This window comes from Streptomyces sp. R11 (genome assembly GCF_041051905.1).
Classification (GTDB): Bacteria; Actinomycetota; Actinomycetes; order Streptomycetales; family Streptomycetaceae; genus Streptomyces.
In genome coordinates this window covers 1,222,127-1,246,649 of record NZ_CP163432.1, presented here as the reverse complement: position 1 = coordinate 1,246,649, position 24,523 = coordinate 1,222,127, and the positions used below count along the sequence as shown (strand labels likewise).

General features: G+C 70.4%; 18 protein-coding genes and 1 pseudogene. 11 read left to right on the top strand and 8 right to left on the bottom strand.

From position 1 onward, the window contains the following. Positions 1-94: 94 nt before the first annotated feature. The 4 genes from AB5J55_RS05660 to AB5J55_RS05645 form a co-directional block, all read right to left on the bottom strand. A complete protein-coding gene (locus AB5J55_RS05660) occupies positions 95-727 on the bottom strand; it encodes a DedA family protein (RefSeq protein ID WP_369276105.1) in 633 nt (210 codons plus the stop codon). 117 nt (positions 728-844) lie between these two features. After that, positions 845-2,011 carry a sugar ABC transporter permease gene (locus AB5J55_RS05655; RefSeq protein ID WP_369276104.1) on the bottom strand — a complete coding sequence of 389 codons (1,167 nt, stop codon included), beginning with the start codon at positions 2,009-2,011 and terminating at the stop codon, positions 845-847. A 110-nt stretch (positions 2,012-2,121) separates the two neighbouring features. Then, a complete protein-coding gene (locus AB5J55_RS05650) occupies positions 2,122-2,895 on the bottom strand; it encodes an ATP-binding cassette domain-containing protein (RefSeq protein ID WP_369269596.1) in 774 nt (257 codons plus the stop codon). Between the two features lie 46 nt (positions 2,896-2,941). Then, positions 2,942-4,030 (bottom strand): sugar ABC transporter substrate-binding protein, encoded by a 1,089-nt coding sequence (locus tag AB5J55_RS05645; RefSeq protein ID WP_369269595.1) that lies wholly within the window; start codon positions 4,028-4,030, stop codon positions 2,942-2,944. A 556-nt stretch (positions 4,031-4,586) separates the two neighbouring features. Between AB5J55_RS05645 and AB5J55_RS05640 the strand changes: the two genes are divergently transcribed. Next, positions 4,587-7,124 carry a SpoIIE family protein phosphatase gene (locus AB5J55_RS05640; protein ID WP_369269594.1) on the top strand — a complete coding sequence of 846 codons (2,538 nt, stop codon included), beginning with the start codon at positions 4,587-4,589 and terminating at the stop codon, positions 7,122-7,124. Beyond that, on the top strand, positions 7,121-8,209 hold the full coding sequence (locus tag AB5J55_RS05635; protein WP_369269593.1) for a sugar ABC transporter substrate-binding protein: 1,089 nt from the start codon (positions 7,121-7,123) through the stop codon (positions 8,207-8,209). Before AB5J55_RS05640 ends, AB5J55_RS05635 begins: the two co-directional genes overlap by 4 nt. A 484-nt stretch (positions 8,210-8,693) precedes the next feature. On the opposite strand, the pseudogene AB5J55_RS05630 reads toward AB5J55_RS05635, so the two are convergent. Next, a pseudogene (locus AB5J55_RS05630) lies at positions 8,694-9,011 on the bottom strand (SUKH-4 family immunity protein); the annotation flags it as partial. Positions 9,012-9,126: 115 nt separating this feature from the next. Next, positions 9,127-9,771 carry a hypothetical protein gene (locus AB5J55_RS05625; protein WP_369269592.1) on the bottom strand — a complete coding sequence of 215 codons (645 nt, stop codon included), beginning with the start codon at positions 9,769-9,771 and terminating at the stop codon, positions 9,127-9,129. Between the two features lie 334 nt (positions 9,772-10,105). Between AB5J55_RS05625 and AB5J55_RS05620 the strand changes: the two genes are divergently transcribed. From AB5J55_RS05620 to AB5J55_RS05610, 3 genes are all read left to right on the top strand, one after another. Continuing rightward, entirely contained in the window at positions 10,106-12,406 is a 2,301-nt protein-coding gene (locus tag AB5J55_RS05620; RefSeq protein WP_369269591.1) for a Tat pathway signal sequence domain protein, read from the top strand. A gap of 32 nt (positions 12,407-12,438) precedes the next feature. After that, positions 12,439-14,328, top strand: a complete 1,890-nt coding sequence (locus tag AB5J55_RS05615; protein ID WP_369269590.1) for a glycoside hydrolase family 97 catalytic domain-containing protein — start codon at positions 12,439-12,441, stop codon at positions 14,326-14,328. A gap of 123 nt (positions 14,329-14,451) precedes the next feature. Further along, a complete protein-coding gene (locus AB5J55_RS05610) occupies positions 14,452-15,684 on the top strand; it encodes a glycoside hydrolase family 88 protein (protein WP_369269589.1) in 1,233 nt (410 codons plus the stop codon). Between the two features lie 16 nt (positions 15,685-15,700). On the opposite strand, the gene AB5J55_RS05605 is transcribed toward AB5J55_RS05610, so the two are convergent. Then, positions 15,701-17,020, bottom strand: coding sequence for an alginate lyase family protein (locus AB5J55_RS05605; RefSeq protein ID WP_369269588.1), 1,320 nt, complete (start codon positions 17,018-17,020; stop codon positions 15,701-15,703). A gap of 230 nt (positions 17,021-17,250) precedes the next feature. Here AB5J55_RS05605 and AB5J55_RS05600 point away from each other — a divergent pair, with 230 nt between their 5' ends. The 5 genes from AB5J55_RS05600 to AB5J55_RS05580 all read left to right on the top strand — a co-directional run bounded on the left by AB5J55_RS05600 (position 17,251) and on the right by AB5J55_RS05580 (position 21,868). Then, a complete protein-coding gene (locus AB5J55_RS05600; RefSeq protein ID WP_369269587.1) occupies positions 17,251-18,336 on the top strand; it encodes an S-(hydroxymethyl)mycothiol dehydrogenase in 1,086 nt (361 codons plus the stop codon). Then, positions 18,333-18,968 carry an MBL fold metallo-hydrolase gene (locus AB5J55_RS05595; protein ID WP_369269586.1) on the top strand — a complete coding sequence of 212 codons (636 nt, stop codon included), beginning with the start codon at positions 18,333-18,335 and terminating at the stop codon, positions 18,966-18,968. Before AB5J55_RS05600 ends, AB5J55_RS05595 begins: the two co-directional genes overlap by 4 nt. 196 nt (positions 18,969-19,164) lie before the next feature. Continuing rightward, positions 19,165-19,527, top strand: a complete 363-nt coding sequence (locus tag AB5J55_RS05590) for a bifunctional 3-phenylpropionate/cinnamic acid dioxygenase ferredoxin subunit (protein ID WP_369269585.1) — start codon at positions 19,165-19,167, stop codon at positions 19,525-19,527. Beyond that, positions 19,524-20,687 carry an NAD(P)/FAD-dependent oxidoreductase gene (locus AB5J55_RS05585; protein WP_369269584.1) on the top strand — a complete coding sequence of 388 codons (1,164 nt, stop codon included), beginning with the start codon at positions 19,524-19,526 and terminating at the stop codon, positions 20,685-20,687. Before AB5J55_RS05590 ends, AB5J55_RS05585 begins: the two co-directional genes overlap by 4 nt. Positions 20,688-20,737: 50 nt before the next feature. Further along, positions 20,738-21,868 carry an aromatic ring-hydroxylating dioxygenase subunit alpha gene (locus AB5J55_RS05580; protein WP_369269583.1) on the top strand — a complete coding sequence of 377 codons (1,131 nt, stop codon included), beginning with the start codon at positions 20,738-20,740 and terminating at the stop codon, positions 21,866-21,868. Between the two features lie 9 nt (positions 21,869-21,877). Here the strand turns inward: AB5J55_RS05580 and AB5J55_RS05575 are convergent, their stop codons facing one another. Next, a complete protein-coding gene (locus AB5J55_RS05575) occupies positions 21,878-22,660 on the bottom strand; it encodes an IclR family transcriptional regulator (protein ID WP_369276103.1) in 783 nt (260 codons plus the stop codon). Positions 22,661-22,826: 166 nt separating this feature from the next. Here AB5J55_RS05575 and betA point away from each other — a divergent pair, with 166 nt between their 5' ends. Further along, on the top strand, positions 22,827-24,497 hold the full coding sequence (gene betA / locus AB5J55_RS05570; RefSeq protein ID WP_369269582.1) for a choline dehydrogenase: 1,671 nt from the start codon (positions 22,827-22,829) through the stop codon (positions 24,495-24,497). The last annotated feature ends 26 nt before the right edge of the window (positions 24,498-24,523 follow it).

Here is a 24,523-nt window from a genome sequence, read left to right as displayed (position 1 = left end):
CGATGTCCGACTGGTCGAACAAGGGATCCGCGCGGGGTCAGGAGGCGGGTATCGGGGGCGTGTTGGGGCTGAGCCTCGGTCGAGCGGTGGCCGGTCAGCGATCGCGCCTCGCCCGGCGGGCCTCGGTCAGCAGGGGAACCAGGGGCAGCAGGGAGATCACGACGACGAGGGCGACCATCGGCAGCAGGTAGTCGTCGATGTCGGGGACGGAGGCCCCCAGGAGGTATCCGGCGAGGACGAGACTCTGCGACCAGAGCAGGCCGCCGACGATCTGCCAGACGGTGAAGGTCCTTACGGGTACGCCGAGCGCACCGGCCGCCGGGTGCAGGACGGTCCGCACCATCGGGATGAAACGGCCGATCACCAGGGCCTTGCCGTAGCCGTACCGGGCCAGGAGCTTCTCCGCCCGCTCCGCCGTCTCCCGGACGCGCCGTTTCGAGGTGCGGGCCAGGAACGTCCGCCCGCCGTGCCGCCCGAGCAGATAGCCGACCTGGCCTCCGGCCACGGCGCCGACCGCCGCGCACAGCAGCACCTGCCACAGCACCAGCCCCGCCGGCTGGTCGGCGCTCGCCGCGCACAGCACGCCCGCCGGGATCAGCAGTGTGTCGCCGGGCAGGAAGAAGCCGACCACCAGCAGACCCGACTCCGCGAAGATCACCGCGAGGACCCCGAGGGCGCCGAAGGTCGCCAGCACGGAGTCGCCGTCCATCGGGTTGACGGCCCACATCGCCATCACCTCCCGGCCGTCCTCGTCGGTCGCCCCCGTCCAGCATCCCGTGGGAGGGACAAAGGCGCCTTTGCGCAGGGCGGCACCCGCCGCGACAGCGCGGTCCCCTCGGCGGGGTCAAGCGCGCCCATGTGCCTCTTGCGACCGTCGCGACAGTGCGTCGATGACCACGGCGGCGAAGAGCACCCCACCCGTGATCATGAACTGGACGGCGGCGGGGGTGTCCGTGATCGCCATGCCCGACGCGATCGACTGGATGACGAGCATGCCGAGCACCGCGGACCAGGTGGAGCCACGGCCGCCGAACAGGCTGGTGCCGCCGATGACGGCCGCCGCGATGGCGTTGAGCAGCAGCACTCCCGAGCCCGAACTCTGGCTCACCGAGGTGATGCGCGAGGCCAGGAACAGGCCGCCGATCGCGGCCATCGTGCCCGAGACCGCGAGCACCGCCGTCTGCACCCGCGTCACGCGGAGGCTGGCGCGGCGGGCCGCCTCGACCCCGCCGCCGAGGGCGTAGACCTGCCGTCCGTAGTGCGTGCGGCGCAGGACGATGTCGAGGCCGGCCACCACAACCAGGAAGATCAGCAGGGCGAGCGGCAGACCCTGGAAGCGGTTGAGCAGGTACGCGGCGGCGAACGCGATCACCGCGAGCCCTCCGGCACGTAGCGCGATGACCTGCAACGAGCGGTGCGGCATCCGCGCGGCCACGCGGCGCCGTCTGTCCTGGTAGGACACGAGGAAGACGAGGCCCACTGCGACCGCAGCGATGCCGTAGGCGACGGCGTCATTGGTGAAGTAGTAGCTGGTCAGCTTGGCGACGAGCCCGTTCTCGTCGAGGTTGATCGTGCCGCTGGTGCCCAGGATGTAGAGCATGAGGCCGTTCCAGGTGAGCAGCCCCGCGAGCGTGACGACGAACGCCGGTACCCGGGTTCTGGCGAAGGAGTAGCCCTGCACGGTTCCCGCCGCCATGCCGGCGAGGACCGCGATGATGAGGGCGAGCCATTCGGGCACGCCGTTGTTCACGTTCAGCACGGCGAAGATGGCCGCCGCGAGCCCGCTGATCGAGCCGACGGACAGGTCGAGCTCCCCGAGCAGGAGCACGAAGACGATGCCGACCGCGATGAGGCCCGTGCCCACGATGTCCACGCTGAGATTGGACAGGTTCCGGGGGGAGAGGAAGTTCTCGTTGAGGGACTGGAAGGTGATCCACACGACGGCGAGCACGACGACGACCGGGACCGAGCCCAGCTCCCCGGCCCTGAGCTTGCGCCGCGAGAAGGCCATCCAGCTCTCGATGGCACGGGCAGCGGCCTGCCCGCGGTGGGCCTGACGGGCCTCGGTGGCGGGTGCGGCGGCTTCGGTCTGAGGGCTGTCCGCCATGTCGCGCGTCCCTTTCACCATCCCGCCTCCTGGTGGGCCTGCCGGCGGGGCGCGTTCTCCGTCGCCCCGGTGATGGAGGAGATGATCTGCTCCTGGGACGCCGTGTTCACGTCGAAGAAGCCGTTGTTGCGGCCCAGCCGCAGTACGGCGGCCCGGTCCGCGAGCGCCTTGACGTCGCCCATGTTGTGGCTGATGAGAAGGACACCCAGGCCGCGGTCGCGCAGCTGGTCGACGAGGTCCATGACCTCGGTGGTCTGCTGGAGTCCCAGGGCCGCGGTCGGTTCGTCCAGCAGGAGAAGCCGTGGATCGCCCAGGAGCGAGCGGGCTATCGCGACCGTCTGCCGCTGACCGCTGGACAGGGACACGACGGGGGCACGCAGCTCGGGGACGCCCTTGGTCAGCGGCTCCAGCAGCTGGAGGGTGCGGCGCTCCATCTCCATCTCGTCGAGGAACCCGAACCTGCGGATCTCCCGTCCGAGGAACAGGTTGCCGACGACGTCGAGGTTCCCGCACAGCGCGAGGTCCTGGAAGACGGTGGCGATGCCGAGGTCCCGGGCGTCCTTGGGACGCCTGATGTGGACCGTACGGCCCTCCCACTCGATGACGCCCCTGTCCGCGGGGGTGACGCCGGAGATCACCTTGACCAGAGTGGACTTGCCGGCTCCGTTGTCGCCGAGGAGGGCGACGACCTGGCCCGCGTGAATCTCCAGGTCGATGTCCTCGAGGACCTCGACGGCGCCGTAGCGCTTGCACACGCCGTGCAACGCCAGCAGTGGGGGAGCGGACACGGAGACGATCTCCTTCCCGTGGGTCCGGCCGGGGGCGAACCGGTGGTCAGGTCAGCCCGACCGCATCGCATGCGGCGCCGAGTTGAGGGGTGCAGATCTGCTGGACCGTGTACACCCCGTCCTTCACCAAGGTGTCCTTGATGTTGTCGGCGGTGACGGATATGGGGGTGAGCATGACCGCGGGGACCGTCCGCCCACCGCGCGTCGTCACCTCGTCCTTGGCCACCCGGTCGAGGTTCTCCCCGCGCGCCGCGGCCACGACCAGGGCGGCGCCGGCCGCGGCCTCGGGCTCGAAGGGCTTGTAGACGGTCATGTACTGATCGCCGCCGACGATGCGCCGCACGGCTCCGAGCTCGGCGTCCTGCCCGGTGACCGGGGGCAGCGGTTCCACCTTGTTCGCCTTGAGGGCGGAGATGCTGCCGGAGGCGAGGCCGTCGTTCGCGGCGTACACACCCTGGATGTTCCCGACGCCGAGGGCGGCGATGGCGCCGGACATGTTCAGGTTGGCGGTCTCGGGCCGCCACTGGAGGGTGTCGTACGACTTGCCGATCTTCACCTTCCCCATGAGCACGTCCAACGCGCCCTTCCGGAACAACACCGCGTTGGGGTCGATGGGATCGCCGTTCATCATGACGATCTGGGCGCCGGGGACCTCGTCGCCCATGGCCGTCAGCAGGGCTCTGCCCTGGAGCCTGCCGACCTCCTCGCCGTCGAAGGAGACGTGACCTGAGATCGGGCCCTCGGCGAGACGGTCGTAGGCGATGACGGGGATGCCTGCCTCATCCGCCTTCCGGACCGAGGCGGCGAGCGACCTGGCGTCCAGCGGCACCAGCAGGATGGCATCGACTCCCTTGGTGATCATCGAGTTCATCTGCTCCTGCTGCAGGGCCACATCGCCCTTGGCGTTGGTCATATCGACCGCGCACTCCGCGCACCGTTTCTTGATCTCCTTGTTCAGCAGCGGTTTGTCCTGGGTCTCCCAACGGGCCGTGGTGGCGTCCGGCAGGAGCACACCGATCACCGGCTCGCTGCTCTCCGCGCCGTCGCTCCCGCCGTCCGCCCCGCAGGCCGCGAGGGCGACGGCCGTGGACACGGCGGTCATGGCGACAACCGCGTCCCGTATGCGGGCCTTCATGCGAGAGATCTCCCTTGTGCTTCACCTTGCGTGACGAGGCGGCGCCCGTGACCGGCCGTCAACGGGTGTCCGGGGTTCGGCCTGCGTGGCGAGTGCGGAGGGAGCGGTGCGCGTGCACCGCCGTGTCGGGGGTGCGGGTCCACGGGGCCGAGGCGTGCGGCCAGTGCGGCGCGCCTTCACCGACCCCGGCGCGGCGGTGGCTCAACCCGGCCGGTCCTGCAGCGACGGCAGCCGCATCGAGCATGGCGACACCTGGCCTTCTCAGTCGTCAGTCTGACACCGGCCGCGGTGATCTGCGAACGCAGCGAAGGCGTCCCGTCGGGTGGTGGATGCGCCGTGCCGCGCGGTCGGCGGTCGGCCGTCGGAGGACTGAGAGCGATGAAGTTGACCGAGAGCGATGCTGACGACCGAGAGCGATGATGACGACCTAGAGCAATGAGGCAGATATGTCCGGCTCATCCATGTATGCGATTCTGGTGGGGGAGCGACCGGGGCGGCTGGAGGTGCCCCGATCTCCTCCGGCACCTCCGGCACGGACGGGAGGTTGGTTGCGGACATGCCTCATGACGGCCGTGCCCGGACCGGAGTTTCGGCCCCGGGGGCATCCGAGGTCGGCACCGCAGACACCGGTTCACCGCCAACGGGGCAGCAGGCCGCCACGAGCGACCGGGCCCTGACGTTCGCCGGAGCGGCGCTGGCGGCCGTCTACGTGCCCAACGCCGGCGACGGCGAACTTCAGCTGCTGGAGACAGCCGGTGGCGCCGCTCCCGAGTACCGGCTGCCGGAGCGGCTCGCCCTGTCGGGCGGATCGGCCGCCGCGCACGCCTTCCGCACCGACCGTCCGCTGTGGCTGAATGCCGCGGCCCTGGCCTCCTACCCGGTGGGCGCCCCCACCCCGCCGCGAGCGAGGACGGCGTCGCTCGGCGCGCTGCCACTGGAGAGGGAAGGCATCCGGCTGGGCTGCCTGGTTGTCGTGGGGGCCTCCGCGGACGGCTTCGACGCCGGGCAACAGCGCTTCCTGGAGCGGTACGCCGACGCGCTCGCGGGTCTGCTGCAGGCCGAGTCCGGCCGGCCCGTGGCCTCGGGCCTGCCGAGCCGTGCCCTGCGGAGCCTGCGCGTCGGCTCCTTCGTACTGGAGCCGGACACCGGGCTGATCGAGGCGGACGGGACCCTGCTCGAACTGGTCGGCACGACCGCGGACGACTTCGGCGGCAAGGCGGACACCCTCCTCGCACACGCCCTCCCCGAGGACATGCCCGCGCTGATGTCGGTCCTGGAGCCGTCCGCCCAGACGTCCGGCCGCCGGGAGCTGGAGTTCCGGGTCCGCTGCCCCACCGGCGAGATGCGCTGGCTGAGCCTGATCTGCCGGGTCGTACCGCACACCGACGACCGGCCGGAGCAGGTGCTGGGCGTGGTGACGGCCACCTCGGTCAAGAGCCGCAGCGCCGACGACGTCTCCCGGATCCAGTGGCTGACCGCGGCACTCGACGACGCCGCGACGGTCCGTGACGTCGGCCGGGTGGCGGTCACCGCGCTGCGTGAGCCCCTCGGCGCCGACCGGGTGGCGCTCGCCGATGTGCGCGAGAACCGGCTCGTCGTGACGCTGCTCGACCCGCCGCAGCCCGACGCCTGGCCGGATCTGTGGCGGGCCCAGTGGCGTTCCGAGTGGCCCGACGCGCCGGTCGGCGCCCTGCCCACCCTGCAGATGGCCCTGCAGGACGGCCGGATGGATCTGTGGCCGGCGGGCTCGGCCCTCGAACCCGGACTCGCGGGCATCGGTGCCGGCGGCCTGGCCGTCCTGCCGCTCCCGGCCAAGGGCCGGGTCACCGGCGTGTGCCTGGTCGGCTGGGACCAGCCGCACGAGTTCATCCCCGAGGAGCGGTCCCTGCTGACCGCCACCGCGGCGTTGATCGGGCAGGCCCTCAAGCGGGCCCACGCCTACGACGCCGAGCAGGAACTCGCGACCATGCTGCAGCGCAGCCTGCTGCCCCGTCGCCTGCCCGAACTGCCCGGCGGAACGGCCGTCGCCCGCTATCTGCCCGCCAGGCGCGGCCTCCAGGTGGGCGGTGACTGGTACGACGTCATCGCCCTGTCCCAGGACCGGGTGGCGCTGGTCATCGGCGATGTGCAGGGGCACAGCGCCGCCGCCGCGACGATCATGGGCCAGATGCGTACGGCGGTCAGGGCGTACGCCGTGGAGGGCCACCCGCCCGATGTGGTCGTCTCCCACGCCAACCGCCTCCTGGTCGGCATGGAGACCGACCTGTTCGCCACCTGCTGCTATGTCGAACTGGACATGGAGGAGGGCAACACCCTGTTCGTGCGGGCCGGGCACCTGTCACCGCTGCTGCGCCACCCTGACGGCGGCACCGAGGAGGTGCAGGTCGAGGGCGGGCCGCCACTGGGCATCCTTGCCGAGGCGGACTTCCCCATGACCGCGGTCGCACTGACCCCGGGCTCGGTGCTCGCCCTGGTCACCGACGGCTTGGTCGAGGCCGCCGATCTGCCCCTGGACGTCGGCATGGAGCGGACACGCGGCGCCCTCGCCGCGGCCGACCCCGCGGACCCGGCACGGATGGCCGACGCGCTGCTCGGCGACATCGGCCGGCGCGAGGACGACGTGGCGCTGCTGCTGCTGCGCTACGACGGCATGCGGACCCGGCCGATCCGGTCCAGCTGGGTGGTGTGGCGGCTGCCCGACGCGGTCATGCACGCCCGCCGCTTCACCGCGCGCACCCTGCGCAAGTGGCACGTCCAGGAAGCCGCCGACGCGGTGCTGCTCGTAGTGTCCGAACTGGTCACCAACGCCCTGGTGCACACTCAGGGATCGGTCACCCTCGACCTGATGCTGCGCGGCGACCGGGTACGGGTCAGCGTGAGCGATGCCTCGCCGCGAGCGCCCGCCAAGCCGGTGATCGTGGACTGGGAGTCGACCGGCGGCCGTGGCCTGCTGCTCGTCGAAGCGGTGTCGGACTCCTTCGGCTCGGTGCCGGTGGCCGGCGGGAAGCAGGTGTGGAGCGAGGTCACCGTGCCGCGGCGCGGGCCCGCTCCCGCCGAGTCGGGCCTCTCTTCGGAACGAGGCGAGCTGCCATGAGGACCCGTACGCTGCACCTCGTCGCGGCACTCGTCGCGGGACTGCTTGCGGTGCCCCTGGCCGCCTGCGGCAGTGGGGACGACGAGGCCGGCGGGGACACTTTCACGGTCGGCCTGCTGCTCCCGAACCGGGTGACACCCCGCTGGGAGCAGTCCGACAAGCCGCTGATCGAGCAGCACCTCAGGCAGCTCTGCCCCGACTGCACCATGGCGTACGCCAACGCCGAGAACGACGCGGCGCGGCAGCGGGAACAGATGATCTCCATGATCACCAAGGGGGTAAAGGTCCTGATCCTCGACCCCGCCGACAGCAAGGCGCTGCGCTCCCCGATCATGGAGGCGCGCAGGGCGGGTGTCCCGGTCGTCGCGTACGACCGGCTCGCCGAGGGCCCGATCTCCGGCTTCGTCAGCTTCGACGGCGATCAGGTCGGCAGGCTGCAGGGCGAGGCGATCCTCAAGGCCATGCGGGAGAGGGGCAACGGCCGAACAGTCGTGATGATGAACGGCGATCCGAGCAGCGCCAACGCGGCCTGGTTCCGCAAGGGCGCGCTGTCCGTCATCGCGGGCAAGGCCAAGATCGCCAGGTCGTACGACACGGTGGGCTGGAGCCAGGAGAACGCCCACGCCAACATGACCGCGGCCATCTCCGCCCTGGGGGCGGACCGCATCAGCGGTGTCGTCGCGGCCAACGACGCCATCGCCGCAGGTGTCGTCTCCGCCTTCAAGAAGGCCGGTGTCCGCAAACCTCCCCCGATCACCGGGCAGGACGCCGACCTCGAGGCCGTGCGGCGCATCGTCGCCGGCGAGCAGTACATGACGGTGTACAAGCCGTTCGAGAAGGAGGCCGCCGCGGCCGCCGCCATGGCCGTCGCCCTCGGCAACGGAGAGGGGGCCGACGAGGTCTCGACGACGACCACCGACAGTCCCACGCACCAGGACATCCCGTCGATCCTGCTCACTCCGAAAGCGGTGACGGCCGCCAACGTCAAGCAGACCCTCGTCGACGGAGGCCTCTACACCAGCCAGGAGATCTGCACGACGCCCAGGCTCCGCTCCGCCTGTGCCGCGCTCGGAATCACCGGGTGAGCCGGGCTGGTCGGTGCGACGAGCCGGGCGCAGCATGGAGATGAGCGACCAACGGAGGTCAGCCATGAAGACCGGAGCCTCGGACTACGACCGCTGGCTGTACTCGCACACCCCTTCCCAGGCCGAGGGCGAACGCGACGAACCGGCGGAGCGCACGGCCGTGCAGCAACACCCGGACGTCCCCAGGACCGAGCCGTCCCAGGCCGAAGGAGAACGGCTGGAGGACTTCAGGACGCCGTGATCGCGGAGAGCGGGTGCACGCTAGAAGCCGTCCACCCCCAACTCGGTGATGCCCGCGTAGCCGGCTCCACGTGGTGCCGCTGGGCGTGTCGCGGTCGAACAGACCCGGGGCCAGCTCGTCCATCTCCTCCAGGAAGAGGTGCGCCACCCAATCCTGGCTCCCTTCCACGGGGTAGGGGTGCCAGCACGCGTTGCTGTAGCGGTAGATCGCTTCGAGGATGCGGGTGAAGACGTCGAGGTCAGGGGCGAGCGGCACGAGAGTCCGCTTCGTCGGACCCTGTAGTCCGCTCCAGATGCGCACGGTCCCGTCGTGGCGGTGCAGATAGAGCTCGCCGTACTCGCATGCGCCGAAGACGATCAGGTCCGCCGCGGCGACACCCTCGGGCAGGCCTTCCTCGGACAGGGCGCCGTCGGACGCGGGCCGCATGGCGTCGGTCGGACGGGCCTCGTACTGGGCGCCGTGGCACACCCGCAACGCGGGCAGGCCGATGTCCCGCAAGTGCCGCCTGCTGCCCGGATGTTCGAGCCCCTCGGGGAGGTCGCTCTCGGGTATGCGCAGCACATGGCGCTCCCCGAAGGCGTCGTCGACCCGGTCCGGGGTGAGCGGGCCCGTCGGGCGGTGTGATTCCGGTTCCGGCTCGGGCGGCGCCTCCTCGGACGAGGTGTAGTCGATCCCGTCACCGTGCGGCCAGTCCCGCAGCACCTCCGCGTCCGTTTCCAAGAGTGCTATGCCGTGGTTGCCCTCGATGAGATAGCGGATCCTGCCGCCCTCGGCGGCGAACGCGGCCGCGCCCTCCCAGGTCGGCGGTGCGTTCAAGTTCCAGTCGTACAGCTCGGGTGCGTCGAATCGCCTCCCGCGACAAGGGGGCTTCCGGCAGGGCTCCTCCCTCCCGCACCCGCACTCTGCGGCCCGTCTCCGCGTCGAGCCGGAGCGGGCCGCGCTGGTCGGCCACGAGCTCCCGGCCCTCGTGCAGGCGCCGGTGGACCTGGTAGTAGTCGCCGTTCAGGCTGGGGTGGGCCATGAACCAGTTGGCCGGCCGCCACCACGCCCACACCGTCCGCCACGGCATCCCCGGCTCGGCCTTCGCGATCTGCTCGGCATACTCCTCGTGGCCGGTCGCCTTGGCCGCGAAGTGCAGCCGGGCGGCGAACCCGGCGGGCGTCACGTCCGCGCCACCGAAGATCGCCTCGGCCTGGAGGAAGACCTCACGCCCCACGCTCGGCGTGTCGTCCGCGGCGGCGATGCGGTCGCGCACCACCGCTCGGTCGGCGGTCGACAGCCGTGCGGGGTCGGCCAGTACGTCGTGAAGATCTTCACTCATACGGCCGTCCTGTCACCCACCACTGACACCCCGGCCGGGCCTCGCGGCCCTCCTAACCTCAGCGGATTTGGCGCTGCCAACTCGGCCGCCCGGCGCCCCGTGATGACCGGAGGAGGCTGTCGGGCTCACGGAGTCTCAGTGCATACATCGGATGAGTCAGGAACTTGAACAGGGTTCGCTGACGTAGGCTCGGAGGTCAGCGGGGTTTGCTGTGCTCTATCAGCCCTAATTCTGGTGCAGTTGAGGTCATTGACAGGTGTACGAGGCCTGCTAGGTTCCCCGATACACCCGATGTATCTGCTGTATCGACGATCGTCAGGTCTGGAGGACGAACATGACCTCACAGCCGGAGAGACGCTCGCAGGTGGCCCGCCGAGCCGTGCTCGGCACCGCGCTCGGCGGCGCGGCAGCGGCGGCCCTTCCCGGGACGGCCCACGCGGAAGTGCCCTTACGGGCGGGCAGGCGCCCCTGGAAACTCCGCAACACCATGACCACCGACGGAGCTTGGTCGAAGTTCCTGCGCGGACAGGACCTGCTGTGGACCAAACTGCCCACCCGCTGGTACCAGGGCCCGTTCCTCGGCGACGGGCTGCTCGGCAGCATGGTCTACCAGGAGCCCGGCGCCAACGGGATCCGCTTCACCGTCCAGCACGGCCGAGTCCAGGACCACCGCCCCGAGTTCGGCAGCGGCTGGGGCACCTGCCGGCTGCCGGTGGGGCACCTGACGCTCGACCCGGTCGGCACCATCACCGCCGTCGACTGGCGACTGAGCCTGTGGAACGCCGAACTCACCGGCACCGTCACCACCACGGCCGGCACGCTCACCCTCGCCGCCCTCATCCACGACGAGGTCCTGGCCGTACGCGCGACGGCCGACGGCGGCGAACGGGTCGCCTGGACGTTCCACCCCGAGGAGGCCATCAGCCCCCGCAAGATCAGCGAGGCGCCGCCCACCGGCTACACCGGCAACCCGCCCTGGACCACGCACACCACCGCCGACGGCACCGAGCAGGTCCTCCAGCCCCTCACCGGCGGCGGACAGACCGCCACCGCGCACCGTAGGACCGGCGACGACCTGCTGCTCGGTGTCGGACACAGCTTCCCCTCCGACACCGCCGCCGAGGCCGACTCGCTGCGCAACCTGCGGCGCGCGACGTCTTACGGCACCCTCAAGCGTCGGCACACCCGCTGGTGGCACGCCTTCTACCGGAAGAGCTTCGTCTCGCTCCCCGACCAGCGGCTGCAGAGCTTCCACTGGATCCAGCTCTACAAGGTCGCCTCCGCCAGCCGCGCGGACGGCCCGGTCATGGCCACCTGCGGCCCCTGGCTGGAACCCACTCCCTGGCCCGCGGTCTGGTGGAACCTCAACATCCAGCTGGAGTACTGGCTCATCCACGGCTTCAACCACCCGGAACTCGACGCGCTCGCCACCACCGTGCGTCAGAACCAGGAACAGCTCATCGCCAACGTGCCCGCCGCCTACCGCGCGGACAGCTCCGGGGTCGGCCGCAGTTCCGACATGTTCGCCACCCGGAACGTGCCGGTGATAGGCACCGGCGGCGAGGCCGGCAACCTCACCTGGGCGCTGCACAACGTCTGGCTGTCCTACCGGCACTCGATGGACAGGAACCTGCTGCGCGACACGATCTACCCCGTGCTGCGCCGGGCCATCACCTACTACCTGCACTTCCTCGCCCCGGGCAGCGACGGCAAGCTCCACCTGCCGAGCACACTCTCGCCCGAGTACCCCGTCGTACCGCCCCAGGACACGAACTACGACCTGGCCCTCATCCGCTGGGGCTGCCAGACACTCATCGACTCCGCCGAACTCCTCGATATCGACGACGAGTTGATCCCGCGCTGGCGCGAGGTACTGGCCAGGCTCACGCCGTACCCCGTGGACGCCAACGGCTTCATGATCGGCGCCGACACCCCGTACGCGCAGTCCCACCGCCACTACTCGCACCTGCTGATGGTGTACCCGCTGTACCTCGTCAACTGGGACCAGCCCGGGAGCCGGGAGTTGATCACCAAGTCGGTGGAGCACTGGCACGCCATCACCGGCGCCCACCGCGGCTACAGCTACACCGGAGCAGCCTCGATCTACGCGATGACGGGCGACGGCGACACGGCGATCGGATATCTGCGGAAGTTCTTCGACACCTCGACCCGCTACCCCTGCCAGGCCAACACCCACTACACCGAGGCCGGGCCGGTCATCGAGACGCCGCTGTCCGCCTCGCAGTCCCTGCATGACATGTTCTGCCAGAGCTGGGGCGGCGTGATCCGCGTCTTCCCGGCCGTCCCCGGCGCCTGGGCGGACCTCACCCTGCACGACTTCCGCACCCAGGGAGCCTTCCTGGTCAGCGCCGTCCGCGAGGCCGGGACCACCCGGTTCATCCGGATCAGGAGCCTGGCGGGCGAACCGCTCAAGCTCCGCCACGGCCTCACCGGCAGACTCACCGTGCTGCTCGACGACGGCACGCCGGCCCGCACCCACGACCTGGGCGACGGCACCCTCGCCATCGACCTGCCCAAGGGCCGTGAGGTCCTCGTGCACTCCGGCTCCCGCCCCGACCTCGTCATCGCCCCCGTCGCCGTCAGCGAGCCGGGTCCGGCCTGGGGACTGCCTTAGCAACCATCGAATCCACACCACGGAGGGCCCTCATGGCTGTTCCGATCAGAACCGCGGCCGCCGCGCTCTGCGCCGGGCTGGTTGCCGCACTCCTCACGACCGCACCCGCGCGGGCCGAGCAGAACGAGCACGTCTGGTCCGTGTCCGGCCCCCAGCACAAGGCTGCGCCCCGCGTTCAAGTGACGCTGGACGACGGCACCTTGAGCCTGGAGGTGTCCCGCGCCGGCCGGACGGTCATCCAGCCGTCGCCGGTCGGCATCGTCACCGAACAGGCCGATCTCTCCAGGGACTTGAGCTTCCTGCACCGCAAGGACCGGCTGGTCGACGAGCGGTACCGGACCAAGTCCGGGAAGCGGCTGGACCGCAGGGTCCGTATGAACGAGACCCGGCTGTCCTTCGCCACCGCCACCGGCGCCCGGCTGGACCTCGTCGTCCGCGCCTCCGCCGACGGCGTCGCCTACCGGTACGTTCTGCCCGCCGGGTACGGCGACGTGCTCGGCGAGACCTCCGCCTTCGACCTTCCGCCGGACGCGAGCGCGTGGCTGGGCACCTACCGGGTCGACAACGAGGGCCAGTTCGCCCAGTACACCGCCGCGACCGCCCCCACCGGCGAGTACTCGGACCAGGCACTCTTCGCGACCGACGGCGGCTACACCCTGCTCGCCGAGTCCGACCTCACCGGCACCTACTCCGGCGCCCGACTCGTGCACGACAAGGGCACCGGTACCTACCGCATCAAGCTGGCCGACGGCCGGATCCACACCGACGGCCCGCTCGCCACCCCCTGGCGGGTCATGGTCACCGGCGACCTCGCCACCGTCACCCGATCGACCTTCACCGACGACCTCGCTCCCGCCTCCAAGGTCGCCGACACCTCGTGGATCCGGCCGGGCACGGTCCTGTGGACCTGGCTCGCGGGCGGCAAGGAGGCAGGTCAGAGCCTCACCGCGCAGAAGGCCTACGTCGACTACGCGGCCGAACGGAACTGGCCCTACGAGGCCGTCGACGCGGGCTGGTACTTCAAGGCCGACGAGTGGGACACCACCGACCCGAACTGGCAGACCGACAGCTGGATGCCCGAACTCGTCGACTACGCACGCGCCAAGGGCGTCGGCATCATCGTCTGGATCCACCAGCGCGACCTCGACACACCCGAGGAGCGCGCCCAGTGGCTGCCCACCCTGGAGCGCTGGGGCGTCAAGGGAGTCAAGATCGACTTCATGAACTCCGAGGCGCAGCCGATGCTCAGGTGGTACGACGCCATCCTCGCGGAGACCGCCGCCCACCACCTCATGGTCGACTTCCACGGCTCCACGATCCCCAAAGGCATCCAGCGCACCTGGCCGCAGGTCATGACCCTGGAGGGCGTCGCCGGCGAGGAGAAGCGCACCAACACCGCGGCCCACCTCACCACTCTGCCCTTCACCCGCAACGTCATCGGCTCCATGGACTTCACCCCGGGCGCCTTCCAGCGCGTCGGCCTGCGCCCCAACTCCGACGCGGCCGAGGTCGGGCTCACCGTCGCCTACGAGTCGGGCCAGCAGATGTTCGCGGGCACTCCCGAGTCGTACGACGAACGGCCCCTGGCCCGGGCCTATTTCGACCAGGTCCCGGCGGCCTGGGACGACACCCGGCTGCTCACGGGCCGACCCGGTCAGGAGGCCGTCCTCGCCCGCCGCAGCGGCGACCGCTGGTTCCTCGGCGGCGTCTACGCAGGCACCGCCCGCACGGCCGAGGTGCCTCTGACCATCGGCCCCGGACGGTGGCTGGTCGAGACGGTCGAGGACGGCGCCGACGGGCTCGTCCGGAACCGGCAGGTGCTGCGCGGCGGCGACACGCTGGGCGTGGATGTCATGGCCAACGGCGGCTTCGCCGCAATCGCCTGCCCATGGCGCCCGGGGACCAGCAGCTGCCACAGGTGAGCGCCGTCGACTCGCCACACTATTCACACTGATGAACATGGCTCACGTGGGTGTACAGCAGTGCGTCCGACGTGCAACGCTCGGTCAACTCCGTTCTCCCATTGACCAGTTGGAGGAACCGGCATGAGCGTTTCCCGGCGGACGATGCTGGCCATGGCGGTCGGCGCCGCAGCGACAGGTGCTGCCTCGACACCCGCCACGGCCGCGGACGTGAACGCCGTTCGGACACCGGCACCGACCCTGCGCAAGCTCCGCGCGGCGGCCGACTACGCCGTCGAGAAGCTGCACGCCGTCGCACCGACCGTGAGCGCCTTCCCCGTCGGCACGAAGTTCGAGAAGTGGACCTACTCGCAGGACGGCGACTGGGTCGGCGGGTTCTGGCCGGGCGCGCTGTGGATGGCGTGGCTCTACAGCAAGGACGACGCCTTCCGCACGCAGGCACTGGCCTCGGCGCAGAAGCTGGCGCCGCGCCAGTACGACACCGGCACGCACGACCTCGGCTTCCTCTTCTACCCGTCCTGGGTCACCGCCTGGCGGCTGACGGGCGACGAGGCATGGCGGACCGGTGCCGTACGGGCGGCCGACTCCTTGATCCAGCGGTACAACCCGCGCGGGCGCTTCATCAGAGCGTGGGGCGCGCTGAACGACGAGAGGAACGCCGGCCGCGTCATCATCGACACGATGATGAACCTCGACCTGCTGGCGTTCGCGAGCAGCCGGACCGGCGACGCCAAGTATCTGGACATCGCCGTGGAGCACTCGAAGACGGCTCAGCGGGTCTTCCTGCGCCCGGACGGATCGACGCCCCACGTCTACGACTTCGACCCGAACAGCGGCGCCGCGATCGGCCCGAACACCGTGCAGGGGTACAGCCCCGCGTCCTGCTGGTCGCGCGGTCAGGCGTGGGGGCTGTACGGGTTCACCACGATGTACCGCCGCACCGGGAACCCCGAGTTCCTGGCCACCGCCCGCAGACTCGCGGACTTCGCGGTCGGGGCGCTGACCCCGGACCACGTCCCGGTGTGGGACTACCGCGCGCCGCAACAGCCGTACGACATCAAGGACGCGTCGGCCGGGGCGATCATGGCGTGCGGACTGCTCGACCTGTCCGCGGCCACCGGCAGGCACGCCTACCGCGAGGTGGCACTGCGACTGCTCACCGCGCTGTCGGAGACGTGCCTGACGAGGAACTCGGCCCGCGCGGAAGCGGTGGTGGCCCGCTGCACGCGCAACCGGCCGGCCGAGGACGGGATCGAGATCTCCCTTCCCTACGCCGACTACTACCTGCTGGAAGGCATCCTGCGGGTGCTGCAACCGCAGGACGTCGACCGCGCGATCGACCTCTCCAGGGTCTGAACCGGCGGTCCGGCGGTCACCCCGCGATGGAGTCCAGCTGTTCCGCCGCCGGGCGCAGGGCCCACAGGTCGCCGCCCGGCGGCGCCTCCAGCAGCGGTACGGCTCGCTGCGCCTGCCTGTCCCCGGCGTCGGCGGCCGCGTGCACCACGTCGGTCGCCGCGTACCGGTGGAACTCCATCTCGGGGTGCGGCCAGGCGACGGCTCCCGTCGCGGCGGGCAGCAGATAGTCCACCGCCTTGAACAGGCTCTGCCCGTCCGGCCCACGGTAGGCCCACAGGTTCACGCCCACGTGCCGGCCGATGGCGGCCAGCCGGGTGTAGGCGACCAGGTCGAACGTCGAGTAGTGCCAACTCCTGGTCCGGGTCAGCTCCTGCGGCTGGCTGCCGTCGGACGCGATCTGCGGCGCGATGCGCTTGCTCCGGGCGTCCAGGACCGTCCGGCGGGCCAGTTCCTCGTCGCCGGTCGCGTACGCGAGACCGGCGAGCTGCATGTCGTAGAAGGTGCCGTGGTTGTTGGTGGCCGCGGCCTCCTGCTTGCCGAAGTCGCTGTTCCTGAGCCAGTCGCGGAAGGTGGTGTTCCACCTCGCCATGCCGGCGCGGTCCTTCGCGGTCCAGCCGGGGGCGCCCGTCTGCAGCAGGGCAAGTGCGTCGAGGACGCTCGTGTACGACTGCGAGAAGTCGATGATGCCGATGGCGCGGCCGTCGTACTTGCACGGAATGAACTGGGCGTGGTCGAGGTTCGGGTTCATCCTCGTGGCCGGATCGAGGAACCAGGTCCGCAGCACCTGCCCGGCCTTCTCGGCGTACCGCTTGTCGCCGGTGTAGTACCAGGCGAGCGAGAGGTCGTAGGTGGAGTCGAAGGTCTTCTCCACGTCCTGGCGGTCGGTGCCGGAGTCCACCTCCGGGTTGCGCTCGCCGTCGCGTTGCACATACGGGCAGCCCCACGGGTTGTCCGGAGTCGGCGCCTTGGTGGGCCACCAGTACGGCGCCTGACTGAGGTAGTCGTGGACGTCGCCACCGGGCGCGGGTCGGGGCTTGTCGACGACCGTCCAGGGGCCCTGGTCCAGCCAGCTGTCCGCGCGTGTCCGCAACGCCCGCAGCGCCTGCCGGAGTTGAGGGTCGCCGCGATCGAGGCGGATCTTCGTCCGGTGCAGGCGCCGGCCGTCCAGGACGGCGGTGTGCGGGATGCGCGGCGCCTGCTGTGCCTGTGCCTGTGCCTGTGCCTGCGATTGTGATGGTGGTTGTGCCTCTGCCGGGGCCGAGGCGGCGGGGGCGGCGCCGGTGGTGAACGCGGCCAGGACCACCAGCAGGACACGCAAGCGGGATCTTGCAGTCATGAGCCACTCCCTGACTGTCGAGGACTGTCGAAGTTCAAGGGTGTGAATAGTGTTCAGATGTGTGTTGGCGGGAGCATGCCACGGCGATCGAGTCGATGGAAGGGGTCGTGCCGCGGTTTGCCGGGCCCTTGACCGCCGTTCGGCTCTCCCTGATGCTGTGTTGCGACGTACGAGATGCGTGCCGTAATGAGCAACATCTGATTCCGGTCTCGACCAGCCGAGGAGTGGCCATGACGCACCAGGTCCGTGCTGTCGTCGCGCGGGGCAAGGGCGCCCCCGTCAGCCTGGAGGCGATCCTCGTGCCGGATCCGGGCCCGGGCGAGGCGCTGGTGAAGATAGAGGCCTGCGGGGTGTGCCACACCGACCTGCACTATCGCGAGGGCGGCATCAGCGACGACTTCCCCTTCCTGCTCGGTCATGAGGCCGCCGGTGTCGTGGAGTCGGTGGGGGAGGGCGTCACCGATGTCGCCCCCGGTGACTTCGTCATCCTCAACTGGCGTGCGGTGTGCGGGCAGTGCCGGGCCTGTCTGCGCGGCCGGCCGTGGTACTGCTTCGCCACCCACAACGCGAAGCAGAGGATGACCTTGCCGGACGGCACCGAGTTGTCCCCGGCGCTGGGCATCGGCGCGTTCGCGGAGAAGACGCTGGTGGCGGCGGGGCAGTGCACGAAGGTCGACCCCGCCGCGTCGGCGGCCGTGGCCGGGCTGCTGGGCTGCGGGGTGATGGCGGGCATCGGCGCGGCCATCAACACCGGCAACGTCGGCCGGGGCGACTCGGTCGCCGTCATCGGCTGCGGTGGCGTCGGGGCCGCGGCGGTCGCGGGGTCCGACCTCGCGGGCGCGGCGAAGATCATCGCGGTGGACATCGACGACCGCAAGCTGGAGACCGCCAGGAAGCTGGGCGCGACGCACACCGTCAACTCCAAGGACTCCGACGCGGTCGAGGTGATCCGGGAGCTGACCGGCGGATTCGGCGCCGACGTCGTCATCGAGGCGGTCGGCCGTCCGGAGACCTACAAGCAGGCCTTCTACGCCCGCGACCTCGCCGGCACGGTCGTCCTGGTCGGTGTCCCGACGCCGGAGATGAAGCTGGAGCTGCCGCTGCTGGACGTCTTCGGGCGCGGCGGCGCGCTGAAGTCGTCCTGGTACGGCGACTGCCTGCCGAGCCGGGACTTCCCGATGCTGATCGACCTCCATCTGCAGGGGCGGCTGCCCCTCGACGCCTTCGTCACGGAGACCATCGCGCTGGACGACGTCGAGAAGGCCTTCGAGCGTATGCACCACGGCGACGTGCTGCGCTCGGTGGTGGTCCTGTGACGGCCGGCGCCGGCATCGAACGCCTCGTCACCTCGGGGACGTTCTCCCTGGACGGTGGCACCTGGGACGTCGACAACAACGTGTGGATCGTCGGCGACGACACCGAGGCGATCGTCATCGACGCCGCCCACGACGCCGGGGCGATCGCCGAAGCCCTCGGGGACCGCACGTTGCGGGCCATCGTGTGCACGCACGCCCACAACGACCACATCGACGCCGCTCCGGAACTCGCGGAGCGCACCCGTGCCCCGGTCCTGCTCCACGGCGACGACCTGCCGCTGTGGAAGCAGATCCACCCCGACCGGATGCCCGACGGCGACCTGGCCGACGGCCAGGTGCTCACGGTGGCCGGCATCGAACTGACCGTGCTGCACACGCCCGGCCACGCCCCCGGCGCGGTCTGTCTGTACGCGCCGGATCTGGGGGCACTCTTCAGCGGCGACACCCTGTTCGCCGGCGGGCCGGGGGCGACGGGGAGGTCGTACAGCCACTTCCCGACCATCGTCGAGTCGATCCGGGAGCGGCTGCTGACGCTGCCCGGCGACACCGTCGTGCACACGGGGCACGGGGAGACCACGACCGTCGCCGCGGAAGCCCCGCACCTCCAGGAGTGGATCGACCGCGGCTTCTGACCGCCCCCCGGATGGTCTTCGTACGGCGCCCGTTCCACCTGTTTCCGCAGGTGGTTCGGGCGTTTCGAGCTGCCCGGAAATCGCGTGGACGGCCTGTCCGAACGAGGTCCATGGATGCCTTGACAACGCTTCTGGGCGGCCTTCAGACTGGCGTTGCGCTCATCGCAATCCGTTTCGCTATACGCACCGAGGTGTCATGATGATTCCCGCGTGCCGTCTCGCGGATCTCCCGCGAGGCGAGGCCCTCCGGCTCGATATCGATCCGCCGGTCTCGGTGTTCCACACCGACGATGGCGAGCTCTTCGCCATCGACGACACCTGCACCCACCAGGACGCCTCGCTCGCCGACGGCTGGCTGGAGGGCTGCGAGGTGGAATGCCCGCTGCATGCCTCGAAGTTCGACCTGCGGACCGGCGCGGTCGACGCCCCGCCGGCGAAGCTCCCGGTCCGGACCCACGAGGTCGTCGTCCAGGACGGCGTGGTCCACGTCCGGCTGTCCATGGACGCCCCCAACCTGCCGCCCTGCGTCGCAGCCCGGCTCGCCGGGGGAGTCGCGTGAGGACGGTCGCCGTGGTCGGCGCCTCGCTGGCCGGTCTGTCGGCGGCGCGCTCCCTGCGCAAGCAGGGCTATGACGGACGGCTGGTCGTCATCGGGGACGAGCTCCACCGCCCGTACGACAGACCTCCGCTGTCCAAGGAATTCCTGGCCGGCACCCTCGGCGAGACGGAACTCGCGCTGGAGACGGACGACGAGGACCTGCGGGCCGAGTGGCTGCTCGGCACCCGTGCCGTCGGACTCGACCGCACGGAGCGCGCCGTCCGGCTCGCCGACGGACACCAGGTGCGCGCTGATGGCGTCGTCCTCGCGACCGGCGCCGCGGCGCGCACCCTGCCCGGCTCCGAGGGGCTGTCCGGGGTGCACACCCTGCGCACCCTGGACGACGCCCGCGCCCTGCGCGACGAACTGGCCCGCGGCGGACGGCTGGTCGTGATCGGCGGCGGCTTCATCGGGGCGGAGGTCGCCTCCACCGCGTACGCCCTCGGGCTCGAGGTGACCGTGGTGGAGGTGGCGCCGACACCGCTCGCCGGACCGCTCGGCGAGACCATGGGTGCCGTCGTCTCCGCGCTCCACGCCGACCACGGCGTACGACTGTTGTGCGGTGTGGGCGTCAAGGGGCTGAGCGGGGAGACCCGCGTCGACGCCGTCCTGCTGGAGGACGGGCGCAGCCTCCCCGCCGACATCGTCGTGGTCGGGGTCGGCGCCCGACCGTGCGTGCAGTGGCTGGACGGCTCCGGCGTCGAACTCGACAACGGCGTCAAGTGCGGGGCGGACGGCCGCACCAGCCTGGCCGGTGTCGTCGCGGTCGGCGACTGCGCCAACTGGTACGACCCCCGTGCCGGCTTCCACCGCCGTGTCGAGCACTGGACCGGCGCGCGGGAGCGGCCCGACGCCGCGGTCGCCACGCTGCTGGCGGGGGGCGCGGTGGCACCGGGTGTGCCCCGGCCACCGTACTTCTGGTCCGACCAGTACGGCGTGAAGATCCAGTTCGTCGGGCACGCCGCCGGCGCCGACAGCGTGACCGTCGAGGCGGGCGCCGCCGACGACCGTGACGTGCTGGCCGTCTACCGGCGTGCCGGGGACCCGGTCGCCGTGCTCGGCATGAACCAGCCGCGCCTGTTCACCCGCTGGCGCAAGCAGCTCGCCGCGGCGACGTCCTGACCCCGCCCCTGAGGCATCACCCCGCCACGACGTTCTCCGAGGAGTGCACCGTGACCTCGACCAGCCTGCCGGACAGTCTGATCGCCACCCTCCCCGGCTCCTCCTACACCGATCCGGTGATCTTCGCCCAGGAGCAGGAGCGCATATTCGAGACCATGTGGTTCTGCGTCGCGCGCGCGTCCGACCTTGCCAGGCCCGGCGCCTTCCGCACCCTCGACGTGGGCCGCGAGAGCATCCTCGTCACCCGGGCGAGGGACAGCAGTATCCGCGCGTACTTCAACGTGTGCCGGCACCGCGGAGCCAAGCTCTGCACTCAGGAGACCGGCGAGGTCAAACGGGCCTTCCAGTGCCCGTACCACGCCTGGACGTACGACCTGAACGGCAAGCTCGTCGCGGCACCCAACCTCACCAAGATGCCCGACGTCGGCCGCACCGAGTACGGCCTGGTGAGCGTGGCCGTGCGCGAGTGGCTCGGATATGTCTGGGTGTGCCTCGCGGAGAACCCGCCCTCCTTCGAGGAGGAGGTCGTCGGCGAGATCGTCGCCCGCCTCGGTGACGTCGAGTCGATCGAGCGCTACGGTGTCGAGGACCTCTCGGTGGGCAAGCGGATCGTCTACGACGTCAAGGCGAACTGGAAGCTCATCATCGAGAACTTCATGGAGTGCTACCACTGCGCCACCATCCACCCCGAACTCACCGAGGTGCTGCCGGAGTTCGCGGACGGTTACGCCGCCCAGTACTACGTCGGCCACGGTGCCGAGTTCGGTGCGGACGTGCAGGGCTTCACGGTCGACGGGTCCGAGGGCCTGGACCGCATCCCCGGCGTCGCGGAGGACCAGGACCGCCGCTACTACGCGATCACCGTCAGGCCGCAGGTGTTCATCAACCTGGTCCCCGACCATGTGATCTTCCACCGGATGTATCCGGTGTCCGTCGACCGCACGATCGTCGAGTGCGACTGGCTCTACCTCCCGCATGTCGTCGAGAGCGGCAAGGACGTCAGCCGGTCCGTGGAACTCTTCGACCGGGTCAACCGCCAGGACTTCGACGCGTGCGAACGCACGCAGCCCGGCATGAGCTCCCGGCTGTACGCCAAGGGGGGAGTGCTGGTGCCGAGCGAGCACCACATCGGTGCGTTCCACGACTGGGTGAACGAGCGTCTCGGCGTCCCCGGGGCGTAGCCGGACGGGTCAGCCCAGGTAACCCATTCGGTGGCTGATCTCCTCGGCGCCCTTGAGCAGCACCGGGGAGAGCTCGTGCAGGCGCTCCTCGGTGAAGCGGTAGGCCGGCCCGGAGGCGCTGAGGGCAGCGACGACCTCGCCGTCCCGGTTGCGGACCGGCGCGGCGATGGCGTGCAGGCCGATCTCCAGCTCCTCCAGCGTGAAGGAGTAGCCGCGCTCGCGGGCCTCGGCGAGGTTCTTCTCGAGCTTGGTCTTCGCGGTGATGGTGTTCGGGGTGACCTTCTTCATGCCCGTGGTGGACAGCAGCGCGGCGCGCTCCTTGGCGGGCATGTGGGCCAGCAGGATCTTGCCGCTCGACGTGGCGTGCAGCGGGGTCAGCTGGCCGACCCAGTTGTGCGCCGTGATCGCGCCCGGGCCGCGAACCTGGTAGAGGTTGATCGCGTAGTGCTCCTGCATGACGGCGATGTTCACGGTCTCGCCGAGCTCCTCGGCGAGGCGCTCGCAGACCGGCCGGCCCTGCTGGGTGATGTCGATACGGCCGGTGACCGCGCCCGCCAGCCGGACGATGCCGAAACCGAGCCGGTACTTCCCACGCTCGCCCGCCTGCTCCACCAGACCGCGCGCCTCCAGGGCGCCGAGCAGGCGGAAGGCGGTGGACTTGTGCACATCGATCTCGGCCGCGACCTCGCTGACGCCTGCTTCACCACGCTGGGCGAGGATCTCCAGCACGCTGATGGCACGATCCACCGACTGGACCCCGCCGGCCTGCGAGTTCGACGTTTCCGTGTCCATGCTGTAGTTGCTCACAGTAAAACTATACGCGCAGTAAACAACGCCACGGCAAGCAACAGAGCCGTGATCAGCCCTTAAAAAGTTGCGCGGTTCGCAACCTGGTGCGTATCGCGAACCCACCGCTAGCATGCCTCGCGTATCAACGGCGCGAGCGAGACGAGGCACCATGGCTTCTGTGCACTTCGACTTCCTCATCGTCGGCGGCGGATCGGCCGGCAGCGCACTGGCGAACCGGCTCTCCGCGGACCCGGCCAACCGGGTGCTGGTGCTGGAGGCGGGCCGCACCGACTATCCGTGGGACGTCTTCATCCAGATGCCCGCGGCGCTGACCTACCCGATCGGCAACCGGTTCTACGACTGGAAGTACGAGTCCGAGCCCGAGCCCCACATGGGCGGCAGGCGCGTCTATCACGCCCGCGGCAAGGTGCTGGGCGGCTCCAGCAGCATCAACGGCATGATCTTCCAGCGCGGCAACCCCATGGACTACGAGCGCTGGGCAGCCGACCCGGGCATGGAGACCTGGGACTACGCGCACTGTCTGCCGTACTTCCGGCGGATGGAGAACTGTCTCGCGGCCGACCCGGACGACGAGTTCCGCGGCCACGACGGCCCTCTCGTGCTCGAACGCGGCCCGGCCACCAACCCTCTGTTCGGTGCCTTCCTCAAGGCCACCGAGGAGGCGGGGTACGCCCCCACCGAAGACGTCAACGGGTACCGGCAGGAGGGCTTCGCGAAGTTCGACCGCAACGTCCATCGCGGCCGCCGCCTGTCCGCCTCGAAGGCGTACCTCAAGCCGGCCATGGGTCGGCCGAACCTCACGGTCATGACCCGCACCCTCGTCACCCGGGTCCTGTTCGAGGGCAACCGCGCCGTCGGCGTCGAGTGCCGGCGCGGCCGCGGCCCGCTCAAGCAGGTCCGCGCCAAGGAGGTCATCCTCTGCGGCGGCGCGATCAACTCCCCGCAGCTGCTCCAGCTCTCCGGCGTCGGCAACGCCGAGGAGCTGCGTGCCCTCGGTGTCGACGTGGTCCGCGACCTCCCGGGCGTCGGCGAGAACATGCAGGACCACCTGGAGGTCTACGTCCAGTACGCCTGCAAGCAGCCCGTCTCCATGCAGCCGTACATGGCGAAGTGGCGTGCCCCCTTCATCGGGCTCCAGTGGCTCTTCCGCAAGGGCCCGGCCGCCACCAACCACTTCGAGGCCGGCGGCTTCGCCCGCAGCAACGAGGACGTGGACTACCCCAACCTGATGTTCCACTTCCTGCCCGTCGCCGTCCGCTACGACGGCTCCTCGCCCTCCGGCGGCCACGGCTACCAGGTGCATGTGGGCCCGATGTACTCCGATGCCGTCGGCTCCGTGAAGATCAAGAGCAAGGACCCGAACGAGCACCCGGCGCTGCGCTTCAACTATCTCTCCACCGAGCAGGACCGCCGCGAATGGGTCGAGGCGATCCGCGTGGCCCGCAGAATCCTCGAACAGCCCGCACTCGCGCCCTACAACGACGGGGAGATCTCGCCGGGGCCGGGCGTCGCGACCGACGAGGAGATCCTCGCCTGGGTGGCCGAGGAGGGCGAGACGGCCCTGCATCCCTCCTGCACGTGCAAGATGGGCACCGACGAGATGTCCGTCGTCGACCCGACCAGCATGCGGGTGCACGGCCTGGAGGGCCTGCGCGTGGTGGACGCCTCAGTGATGCCTTACGTCACCAACGGCAACATCTACGCCCCGGTGATGATGATCGCGGAGAAGGCCGCCGACCTCATCCTCGGCAGAAAGCCGCTGGAGCCGTCCGCGGCCGCGTACTACCGCTACCCCGACGTCCGGAAGCAGGCGCAGTAGACGCGCGGCTGAAGGGCCGTCGTATA